8 protein-coding genes are annotated in these 8,508 nt (G+C 72.3%); all 8 read right to left on the reverse strand.

Translation table 11 applies throughout. The annotated features are described in order from the left end of the window. The coding region (locus tag F2B26_RS12565; protein WP_159809882.1) for a hypothetical protein at positions 1-446 on the reverse strand (446 nt) is incomplete at its 3' end. Between the two features lie 50 nt (positions 447-496). After that, positions 497-1,672, reverse strand: a complete 1,176-nt coding sequence (locus tag F2B26_RS12570; RefSeq protein ID WP_159809884.1) for a glycoside hydrolase family 1 protein — start codon at positions 1,670-1,672, stop codon at positions 497-499. Between the two features lie 15 nt (positions 1,673-1,687). Further along, a complete protein-coding gene (locus tag F2B26_RS12575) occupies positions 1,688-2,560 on the reverse strand; it encodes an alpha/beta fold hydrolase (protein WP_159809886.1) in 873 nt (290 codons plus the stop codon). Further along, entirely contained in the window at positions 2,557-4,284 is a 1,728-nt protein-coding gene (locus F2B26_RS12580; protein ID WP_159809888.1) for an ABC transporter ATP-binding protein, read from the reverse strand. The genes F2B26_RS12575 and F2B26_RS12580 overlap by 4 nt, the downstream gene beginning before the upstream one ends. After that, positions 4,281-5,216 (reverse strand): ABC transporter permease, encoded by a 936-nt coding sequence (locus F2B26_RS12585; protein WP_159809890.1) that lies wholly within the window; start codon positions 5,214-5,216, stop codon positions 4,281-4,283. Before F2B26_RS12585 ends, F2B26_RS12580 begins: the two co-directional genes overlap by 4 nt. Then, a complete protein-coding gene (locus F2B26_RS12590) occupies positions 5,213-6,193 on the reverse strand; it encodes an ABC transporter permease (RefSeq protein ID WP_159809892.1) in 981 nt (326 codons plus the stop codon). The genes F2B26_RS12585 and F2B26_RS12590 overlap by 4 nt, the downstream gene beginning before the upstream one ends. A gap of 75 nt (positions 6,194-6,268) precedes the next feature. Next, entirely contained in the window at positions 6,269-7,927 is a 1,659-nt protein-coding gene (locus F2B26_RS12595) for an ABC transporter substrate-binding protein (protein ID WP_159809894.1), read from the reverse strand. A gap of 210 nt (positions 7,928-8,137) precedes the next feature. Next, positions 8,138-8,508 (reverse strand): LacI family DNA-binding transcriptional regulator (locus F2B26_RS12600; RefSeq protein WP_159809896.1); only part of this gene is annotated, 371 nt, incomplete at its 5' end.

Here is an 8,508-nt window from a genome sequence, read left to right on the forward strand (position 1 = left end):
GGCCCGGCGCCGTCGGGCCCGGTGCCGTCGAGCGCCGTGACGTCGATCCGCCACACCCACAGGTCGCCGTCCGGCCCGAGGGCCAGCGTCACCGACCAGCGCACCCCCAGCCCGCTGCCCGTCCAGCGCGCGCTGCGGTCGGTGAGCGCGAACCGGGCCGACGAGCGTGCGCCGAGGAGCGGCATCGGCTCGACCCGGCCGTCACGGTGCCGGCGCAGCCACAGCCCGCCGGTGGCGGCGTCGTGCGGACCGGGCAGGTACTGCGAGACCAGCAGCTCGCCGTACCGGATCGCGTGCACGTCGCCGGTGCGGGTGAGCTCGACCCGCAGGTCACCGGACACCAGCGCACCCGCGGTCGGGGCCGGCGCGGTGAACCGCAGCCCGGCCGGGACGGCCGCCCGGTCGCCGGTCGAGGGCATGGCAAAGGTCTGCTCGGTGCTCGTCACGTGGAGTCCTTGGTGAGGTGTCAGGCGGGCCGGCGGGGCCGGCGCCGGGGTCAGTCGGGCAGCGCGTTGGCGCGGGCGACCTCGCCGAGCCAGCGGGCGCTGGGCTTGACGGTGCGTTCGAAGGTGCTGCGGTCGACCCCGACCAGGCCGAACGTGGGCGTGTAGGAGCCCCACTCGTAGTTGTCGAGCAGGCTCCAGTACAGGTAGCCGAGCACCGGCACGCCCTCGGCCATGACGTCGTGCAGCCCGGCGAGGGCACCGCGCACGTAGTCGATGCGGCGGGTGTCGTCGGCGGTGGCGATGCCGTTCTCGGTGACGAACACCGGGGTGCCCGGCGCCATCTCGTGCGCCAGCCGCACACCGTCGGCCAGCGCGAGCGGGTAGTACTCCCAGCCGGTGAGGGTGCGTTCGGCCTCGGCGGCGATCGGCTTCGGGCCGTCCAGCCCGACGACGGTGCGGGTGTAGGCCTGCACACCCACCCAGTCGTCACCGGCGGCCTGCTCGAGGAACCACGCGTCGCGCGGGTAGCCGTAGTCGCGGGTCACCTGCTCGGCACCGGGCTCGGCCTGGAAGTCCTGCGTCGCGACGGTCCAGCCGGAGCGGATCGGGTGGTCGGCCCCGGCGAGCACCGCACGCGAGGCCCGGTGCGCCTGCGCGAGCACCTGCGAGACACGGCGGCTCGGCGCCGGCTGGCCGAAGGCCTGCAACGTGGCGCCCTCGGTCGCGTCGTCGCCGGCGAACATCGCCACCATGTTGGGCTCGTTGATGGTGCAGACCCACGTGACGTCGGCCAGCACGGGCAGCACGGTGCGGGTGTACTGCTCGAACCGCTCGACGGCGTCGGGCGCCAACCAGCCGCCCTCGCGGGCGAACCAGCGCGGGTTGGTGAAGTGGTGCAGCGTCACCATGGGCTCGATGCCCAGGTCACGGGCGGTGTCGATCATCCGCCGGTAGTGGTCGAGGCTGGCCTGCGAGACGAACCCCTTCTCCGGTTCGATGCGCGCCCACTCGACGGAGAAGCGGTAGGTGCTCAGCCCGGCCTCGGCCAGGATCGCCATGTCGTGGGCGAACCGGTGGTAGGAGTCGCAGGCGTCACCGCTCGGCTCGGCGATGGTGGTGCCGGGCATGTGCTCGCGCTCCCACCAGTCGGAGTTCACGTTGTTGCCCTCGATCTGGTGCGCGGCCGTGGCCGAGCCCCACAGGAAGCCGTCGGGGAAGGTGCGCATGGATGTCCTCGCAGGTCAGGGAGTCGGGAGCGACGCCCAGAAGGCGTCGAGGGCGGCGGCCGTCGCGGCCGGGTTCTCTTCGTTGGGCAGGTGACCGGCGTCCGGGACGATGACGAGCGGCGCACCGAGCCGTGCGGCGGTGCGGCGCTGCCAGTCCTGCGGCCAGGCGTCGTCGCGCGCACCGTGCACGACGAGCACCGGCACCCCGGCAGCACCCACGGCGTCCGTGGTGTCGGTCGGGTCGGCGAGCACCTCGAGGGCCCCGAGTAGGTGCTCGGTGCTGGTGCGCTCGGCACGGAGCCGCCAGAACAGGTCGGCCGGGTCCAGGTCCTCGTCCGGCACCCCGGCGCGGTCGGGGTGGTCCAGCCGCCACAGGTCGACACCGTCCGAGGCGAGCAGCCGCGCGCGCAACGCGTCCTCCCGGCCGGGCCAGCCGTGCGGTCCGGAGCACAGCAGCGTGAGGCTGGCGAACGGCACCGGGTCGCGGACCACCGCGGCCTGGGCGACCGTGCCGCCGAAGCTGTGCCCCAGCAGGTGCACGGCCGCGACCCCCGTGACGTCGGCGACGGTCCGGGCGACCTCGACGGCATCGGCCGCGAAGTCCTGCGCCCGGTAGGCCTCGACCCCGGCGGGGGCGACCGAGTCGGCCTGACCGCGCTGGGAGTACGCCCAGGTGTCCCAGCCGCGCTCGGCGAGCAGCGGCAGCAGCAGCCGGAAGTCCTCCTTGGACCCGGTGAACCCGGGCACCAGCAGCGCGACCCCGCGGGCCGCCCCGGCCGGACGTGCGCGCAGCGCGGTGAGCGGGCCGACGGACGCGTCGACGACGAGCGGCTGCACCCCGTCGGCCAGCGGCAGCGGACCGAACGCCTGACCTGGTCGCACGCTCATGCTGCGTCCCCCGCCCGGCCGGGCTGCGGGACGGCGTCGAGCAGCGCGACCGTGTACGGGTCGGCCGGGAAGCGCAGCACCTGGGCCGTCTCGCCGGCCTCGACCACCCGGCCGTCGTGCAGCACCATGATGCGGTCGGTGACCACCCGGGCCGAGAGCAGGTCGTGGGTGATGTAGAGCATCGACATGCCGAGCTGGACGCGCAGGTCCTCGAGCAGCGCGAGCACCCCGGCGCGCAGCGACACGTCGAGCATCGAGACGGGTTCGTCGGCGATGAGCACCTGCGGGTCGCACGCGAGCGCCCGGGCGATGACGACGCGCTGGCGCTGCCCGCCGGAGAGCTGGTGCGGCAGCTTGGCGGCGAACTGCTCGACGGGGCTGAGCCCGACGAGGTCGAGCAGGTCGAGCACCCGGCGCCGGGCGTCCCGGCCGCGCAGGTCGGAGAAGTTCACCACCGGGCGGGTGAGCGTGTACTCGACCGAGTGCAGCGGGTTGAGCGCGGAGTACGGGTCCTGGAACACCATCTGCACCTGGCGGCGCAGGTCGCGCAGCCCGCGTCGGCGCAGCGTGTCGACCCGCACGTCGCCGACGTGCACCGTGCCCGACGTGGGCCGTTCGACGCCCGTGACGAGCTTGGCGATGGTCGACTTCCCGGAGCCGGACTGGCCGACGAGCGCCATCGACTGCCCCGGTTCGAGCCGGAACGACACGTCGTCGACGGCGACCACCCGGGCCTGGCCGCGGCGCGGGGCCGGGTAGACCTTCGACACGTGGTCGACGACCACCGGTTCGCGGGCGGCGGACCGGTGGGCCCCGGCGCGCACCGCCGAGGGCCGGGCCGCGGGCGCGACCGCACCATCCTGACCTGCGTCGTCGCTACGCGTGCTCGCCGTGCTGATCGTGCCGCCGCGCACCGCGAGCCCGGGCAGCTCGACCACCTCGGCGCGCGGGTCCGCGTAGTGCGAGAGCAGCATCTGGGTGTACGGGTGCTCCGGGGCGTGCAGGATCTGCTGCGACGTCCCGTCCTCGACGATCGCGCCGTCGTGCATCACCATGACGCGCGACGTCGACTCCAGGACGACGCCCAGGTCGTGGCTGATGAGCAGGGCCGTGAACCCCTCCTCGCGCTGCAGGTCCCGGATGGTGCGCATGACGGCGTGCTGCACGAGCACGTCGAGGGCCGTGGTCGGCTCGTCGAACACCATGAGCTGCGGTTCGAGGGACAGCGCGAGCGCGATCGAGACCCGCTGGCGCATACCGCCGGACAGCTCCCCGGGATACCGGTCGAGCACGAGGTCCGGCAGCTCGACCTTGGCGACGAGCTCCCGGGCCCGGGCCTCGCGCCGGCGCCGGTCGACGTGGCCGTGCGCGGCGAAGATGTCGAAGAAGTGGTGCCGGACGGTGCGCACCGGGTTGAGCGCGTTCATCCCGGACTGCAGCACCATGGCGAACCCGCCCTGGCGCTGGCGGCGCAGCTCCTCGTCGGCCAGGCCGGCGATGTCCCGCCCGCCCACGACGATGCGACCGTGGCTGATCCGGGCCGGCGGCTTGGACAGCCGGGTGACCGCGAAGCCGAGCGTGGACTTGCCCGACCCGGACTCCCCCACGAGCCCGACGAACTCGCCGCGCTCCAGGGCGAACGAGACGTCCTTGACGGCGTACGTCGGCTCGGCACCCTTGGGCTCGTAGACGACGGACAGGTCGGTGACCTCGAGGAGGCTCATCGGCCCTTCCCTTCCCGCAGGCGCGGGTTGGACAACCCGTCGACGCCGAAGTTGATGAGGGTGAGCGACGTGGCGAGCAGCGCGATGCACAGACCGGGCGCCAGCAGCAGCAGCCACTGGCCGGTGAGCAGGGCGTTGGAGTTCTGCGCCCAGAAGAGCATCGAGCCCCAGCTCACGACGCTGGTGTCGCCGATGCCGAGGAACGACAGCCCCGACTCGGCGAGGATCGCGGCGGTCGCCGCGCCGAAGTAGCTCCCCGTGATGAGGGAGGTCATGTTCGGCAGGATCTCCCGGAAGACGATCCGCCAGGACCCCTCACCGCTGAACTGCGCGGCGGTGACGAAGTCCCGGCTGCGCAGCGACTGGGTCTGCGAGCGCAGCACGCGCGCACCCCACGCCCAGCCGGTGATCGCGATGACGATCGAGATCATCGCGAGCCCGGAGTTCTGCAGGTAGGTCGCGATGACGATCATCAGCGGCAGGCTGGGGATGACGAGGAACAGGTTGACGACGAAGTTCGCGACATCGGCCAGGAAGCCGCGGGCGTACCCCCAGGACAGCCCGACGAGCACCGCGACGGCGGTGGCCAGCGCCCCGGCGACGAAGCCGACGACCACCGAGATCCGCGAGCCGAAGATGACCTGGGAGAGCACGTCCTCCCCGGCGGCGGTGGTGCCGAGCCAGTGCGCGGCGCTCGCGGCCTCGTTGCGCCCGAAGCTGTTGTCGGTGGCGCCGTACGGCGCGAGGAGCGGGGCGAAGAGAGCGGTGAGCAGGAACACCGCGAGGATCACCAGGCCGAGCCGCGCCTTGGGCACCGCCCAGATGGTGGCCAGGCCGCGGACGGCGGTGCGCCACAGCGGGGCGGGTCCGCTCGGGGCGTGGTCGGGCACGGCTGCGGTGCTCGCAGGAGCGGGGGCGGGGGTCGGGTTCATCGCCGGGTCCTCGGGTCCAGGAAGCCGTACAGCACGTCGACGACGAAGTTGGCCGCGAGCACGCTGATCGTGATCATGAGGAAGAGCGCCTGCATGAGCGGGTAGTCCTGGTTGACCACCGCGTTGTAGAGCAGGTAGCCGACGCCCGGGTAGTGGAAGACCTGCTCGACGAGGAGCGACCCGCCCACCACGCCGCCGAGCGCGAGGCCGAACCCGGTGAGGTTGGGCAGGATCGCGTTGCGTGCGGCGTACCGGATGGCGACGGTGCGGCTGCGCAGGCCGTTGGCCTCGGCGAACGTCACGTAGTCCTCGCCGAGGGTGTTGATCATCGTGTTGCGCATGCCCAGGATCCAGCCGCCGAGCGAGGTGATGAGGATCGTGAGGGCGGGCAGCACGGCGTGCGCGAGCACGTCGGAGACGAAGGCGCCGTTCCACCCGGGCAGGGTCCGGGCGCCGTACGCGCCGGACGTCGGGAACCAGCGCAGCTGGTAGCCGAGGAAGAACAGCAGCAGCAGCCCGGTCCAGAAGTACGGGAACGCGGACAGGAACGAGCCGGACAGCGTCGGCAGGCTGTCCATCCAGGTGCCGCGCTTCCACGCGGCCCCGATGCCGATGAGCGTGCCGAGCACGAAGGCGAGCACGGTGACGGTGCCGACCAGGATCACGGTGTACGGCAGGGCCTTGGTGACCAGCTCGGAGACCGGCTGGGGGAAGAACGTGTACGAGAGGCCGAAGTCGAACCGGCGGATCGAGTCCAGGTAGGACACGTACTGGTGCCACAGGCTGCCGCCGGGCACCCCGAGCTGGGCCTCGATGGCGGCGCGGGTGGCCGGCGAGACCGTGCCGTTGCGGGACAGCTTGGCGATCGCCGCATCGGCCGGCGACCCGGGCATCATCCGCGGCAGCAGGAAGTTGACCGTGATCGCGGCCCACGCGGTGAGCAGCAGCAGACCGATCTTGCTCAGGACATACCGCACGAGAGCACCTTCGACTCGGGGGGTGTGCCGGTCCGCCGGCCGACGCTGGGGGGTCGGCCGGCGGACCGGGTGCGGTCAGTGCGCCGCGGTGATGGTGGTGAGGATGAGCAGCGGGTTGGAGCCCCACGTGGCCGGGGTGGCGTACGGGTTGTCCGCGCTGGGCCAGTTGGTGAAGTGGGTGCTGGAGAACAGCCCCCACAGCCCGCCGTAGAACAGCGGCACGACCGGCAGGTCCTTCGTCATGAGCTGCTGCAGCTGGTAGCCGTCCTTCTTCTGGGCGGCCGGGTCGACGGCGACCTTGAGGGAGGCGAGCGCCGCGTCGGCGGCCGGTGAGGAGTACCGCTCGAAGTTGGCCGAGGCGGTCTGCCCGACCGGGACGCTGAACTCCGAGCCCATGAGCTGGTTGAAGTCGTTGTAGAGCGACCCGGTGCCGCCGAACGAGCCCATCGCCAGGTCGAAGTCACCCTGGGCGCGGGCCTGCTCGAACGCCGCCTGCTGCGGCTGGTCGACCGTGACCGCCATCCCGACGGCCTCGAGCTGACGCTGCACCTCCTGGACACCGCGCAGCCAGTCGGACCAGCCGTTGACGGTGGAGATGGTGACGGCGAACTGGGCGCCGGAGGAGTCCACGAGCTTGCCCGAGGCATCCTTGGTGTACCCGGCCTTGGCGAAGGCGGCGAGCGCCGCCGTGGTGTCCTGGGTGACCTCGCCACCGTTGGGCAGCGACGGGTCGAGCCAGTCCTTCTGGTTGGGCAGCAGCAGCCCGGACGTACCAGCCGCCTTGACGTAGCCCTCCTCGGCGACGTCCGCGATCTTGGTGCGGTCGAGCGCGAGCGAGAGGCCCTGGCGGAAGTCGACGTTGTTGTACGGCGCCTTGGTGAGGTTGGGCAGCAGGGCGATGGTGCCGCCCGGCGGGAACCAGTAGGTGTTGGCCTTGCCAGCCTTGACCCACGTGTTCTCCACGTCGGACATGTAGGCGTAGGCCCAGTCGTAGCCGTTGTTGACGACGTCGAGCTGGGTGTTCGACGCGGGGAGGACGACCTCGCTCGCGGCGACCTTGTCGGCCTGCCAGTAGTCGGCGTACTTGGTGAGCGTGTACTGGTTCTCGTTGAAGTCGCCGAGCTTGTAGGGCCCGGTGCCGACGGGGTTCTCGTCGGTGTAGGTCACCGGGTCGGTGACCTTGGACCACAGGTGCTTGGAGACGATCGGCACGTTGAGCACGACGGCCGCGGCGGGCACGTTGGCCGACGACAGGTGGAACGTGACGGTCTGGCCCTCGACGTCCACGGAGGCCAGGTCCTGCCAGGCGCCGGTGGTGTCGAGCGCCGGGAAGTCCTTGAGGAGCTGGTAGGTGAAGGCGACGTCGTCGGCGCTGAACGCGGTGCCGTCCTGCCAGGTCACACCGGTGCGCACGTCGACCACGATGGTGCTGGCGTCCGGCTGGGTGTACTTCGTGCCGAGGAACGGCACGAGCGTGCCGTCGAGCACGTTGGGCACGAACAGCGGTTCGTAGATGACGTTGGCGGTGGTGCGCTTGCTCGCCGAGAACGGGTTGAAGTTCCGGGTGAAGGTGGGCGAGCCGTTGTCCATCGCGGCCAGCAGGCTGGTGCCCCCGGCGCTGGTCGAGGACCCGCCGGCCTGGCCGGCGCAGCCCGTCGCGAGCAGGGCGAGCGTCATGCCCGCCCCGACGGCGAGGGCGAGGCGCCTGCGCGTCGCCCTGGTGTGCAGTGTCATGACCTGGAAGCTCCTTCGTGTCGTCTTCGTCACGCGGCCACCGCGCCTGCGGTGCCGTGCGGGGCGGTCGGTGCCCTGCGCTCGCGCCAATGTATGCGCATACATCGCTGCGGGCAAACGCGCTGGTGCGCCCGTGGATCGCGCCCCGGACGGGGCTGTATGCGCATACATCCGGCCGGCCGACAGGCTCCGGGACCCCGGTCCCACGCCTCAGCGACCGCAGCCGCAGGACTCGCGCAGGAGCACCTCGACCGCGAGCAGCTCGGCGCGCGGCGCCCGGGTCGGGTCGGCCATCCGCTCGCGCAGCAGCTCGACCGCCGCCCGGCCGAGGTCGAGCATCGGCTGGCGGACCGTGGTGAGCCGCGGCCGGGACAGCTCGGTGGGCTCGATCCCGTCGAAACCGGTGACGATGACGTCCTGCGGCACCCGGTGACCGGCCTCGGCCAGCACGTCGAGCACCCCGAGCGCCATCTGGTCGTTGCCGCACACGATCGCGCGCGGCGGCGGCCCGGCCGCGAGCAGGGCGCGGGTGGCCTCCCGTCCTCCGCCCCGGGTGAAGGCGCCCCGCACCGCAGGACCGT

Origin of the sequence: Cellulomonas citrea (assembly GCF_009829685.1) — a bacterium.
Classification (GTDB): domain Bacteria; phylum Actinomycetota; class Actinomycetes; order Actinomycetales; family Cellulomonadaceae; genus Cellulomonas; species Cellulomonas citrea.

Excerpts from the sequence above, each read along its gene's own strand:
- F2B26_RS12570 (WP_159809884.1), bottom strand. The coding sequence starts at position 1,672 with ATGCGCACCTTCCCCGACGGCTTCCTGTGGGGCTCGGCCACGGCCGCG.
- F2B26_RS12575 (WP_159809886.1), bottom strand. The coding sequence starts at position 2,560 with ATGAGCGTGCGACCAGGTCAGGCGTTCGGTCCGCTGCCGCTGGCCGAC.
- F2B26_RS12580 (WP_159809888.1), bottom strand. The coding sequence starts at position 4,284 with ATGAGCCTCCTCGAGGTCACCGACCTGTCCGTCGTCTACGAGCCCAAG.
- F2B26_RS12585 (WP_159809890.1), bottom strand. The coding sequence starts at position 5,216 with ATGAACCCGACCCCCGCCCCCGCTCCTGCGAGCACCGCAGCCGTGCCC.
- F2B26_RS12595 (WP_159809894.1), bottom strand. The coding sequence starts at position 7,927 with ATGACACTGCACACCAGGGCGACGCGCAGGCGCCTCGCCCTCGCCGTC.